This window comes from Vibrio profundi (genome assembly GCF_043642225.1).
Lineage (GTDB): Bacteria > Pseudomonadota > Gammaproteobacteria > Enterobacterales > Vibrionaceae > Vibrio > Vibrio profundi_A.
Map to the genome: position 1 here is coordinate 1 of NZ_JBHZSF010000045.1, position 1,344 is coordinate 1,344.

The following is a 1,344-nucleotide window of genomic DNA, read 5'->3' on the forward strand; positions in this document are numbered from 1 at the left end:
GCACTAATTATGGCTCTGGCTTTTAGCTAACCCACGATATTGGAGGCTAGCACCTCGTGGGGGTCATTATGTCTATATGCTCAGAAGGAAAATAGCATTGATTAGAGAAATGGATATCTCAGATTACTCTCAAGTAATTGAATTATGGTCTGAAACAGAAGCCATGTTGTTGCGTGACGCAGATTCTAGAGAGAACATCGGCAAATACTTAGAACGCAACCCAAACCTCAGCTTTGTTGCTTTAGATGGTGACATTATTGTTGGTGCAATCTTAGTGGGTACAGATGGTCGCCGAGGTTACGTGCAACACTTGGCGGTTAACTCGACCTGTCGAGGTAAAGGTATTGGTGCCGAACTGATATCATCTGCAGTAGATGCTCTTGAAAAAATGGGTATAGCAAAAACTCATCTGTTTGTAGCCAATGAAAACCTTAATGCTCAATCATTCTATGAAAAGTTGGGCTGGTTTCCTCGTGATGAAGTGCGGATGTTTTCCTTTAATTCATCTGACAGTGGTAATGTCTAGCACGCATATAACAAAGCATTTAAGAGGGATTCTCAACGCATGGCATTTTTGAATCTACTTCAAATTTAGTGTTAACAGTACAATACTTTAGGTTTGGTGGTGGCGTTGTTCACCCCTTAATGCGGCGTTAGGTGCTTTCGTCTCGACAAGGAATATAGTAATGATAAGTTTAATTAAGAAAATTTTGGGGCGAACAGCCACTGAAAACAATGTTGACTCAACGTTACCAAGTACAGATGGTTTAAACACTATCAAAGTTGATGTATTACCTGACGATCTGTACAAAAAGTTTCAATTTCTCGGTTTTACACAAACGAATCATTGTTTTATGAACAGTTCTGCTTTAGTCAATAACGAGCTATTAGCTGATAAATATATTCTCTGCATCATTAGGGAGAAAGATGGTAAAAAGCATACTCATGCAATAATTCAAATCGGAGATAAGTATTATGATCCGACTCTTAATCATCGCTTAGAAGATGTTGAAACTTACTGGCTTCATTCTTCAATGGATAGATTTGAGATACGTGCGTTTTTGAAGCAATGGTATGGTGATGCATTTGCAAAGTCGAGTCAGCTAGAGGCATACCCTCCAGCACTTCGAAAAGATGGATGTGTGGTATGTGAGGCTATCGCTTTAGAACGCACCTAACAATCTGTTTAAGAGTGATTCGCAACGCTTGGCATTTTTGCTATGCGTTGCGTTTTGTGTTTATGGTGTTATGCAGGAGCTTCGGTATAGCGTTGCTCACACCTTAACAGGGCGTTGATATGACCCCCACTGTCAATAAGAGCGTAGAAGTTTCTGCTCCCACATT

General features: G+C 40.2%; 2 protein-coding genes. Both read left to right on the forward strand.

Translation table 11 applies throughout. The features are described from left to right. Window positions 1–91 precede the first annotated feature (91 nt). On the forward strand, window positions 92–526 hold the full coding sequence (locus ACHUFI_RS22410) for a GNAT family N-acetyltransferase (protein ID WP_394253220.1): 435 nt from the start codon (window positions 92–94) through the stop codon (window positions 524–526). Between the two features lie 160 nt (window positions 527–686). Next, window positions 687–1,178, forward strand: coding sequence for a hypothetical protein (locus tag ACHUFI_RS22415; protein ID WP_394253218.1), 492 nt, complete (start codon window positions 687–689; stop codon window positions 1,176–1,178). Window positions 1,179–1,344 lie beyond the last annotated feature (166 nt).

What these genes read in the sequence shown, in the direction of transcription:
- ACHUFI_RS22415 (WP_394253218.1), top strand. Translation starts at nt 687, where the DNA reads ATGATAAGTTTAATTAAGAAAATTTTGGGGCGAACAGCCACTGAAAAC.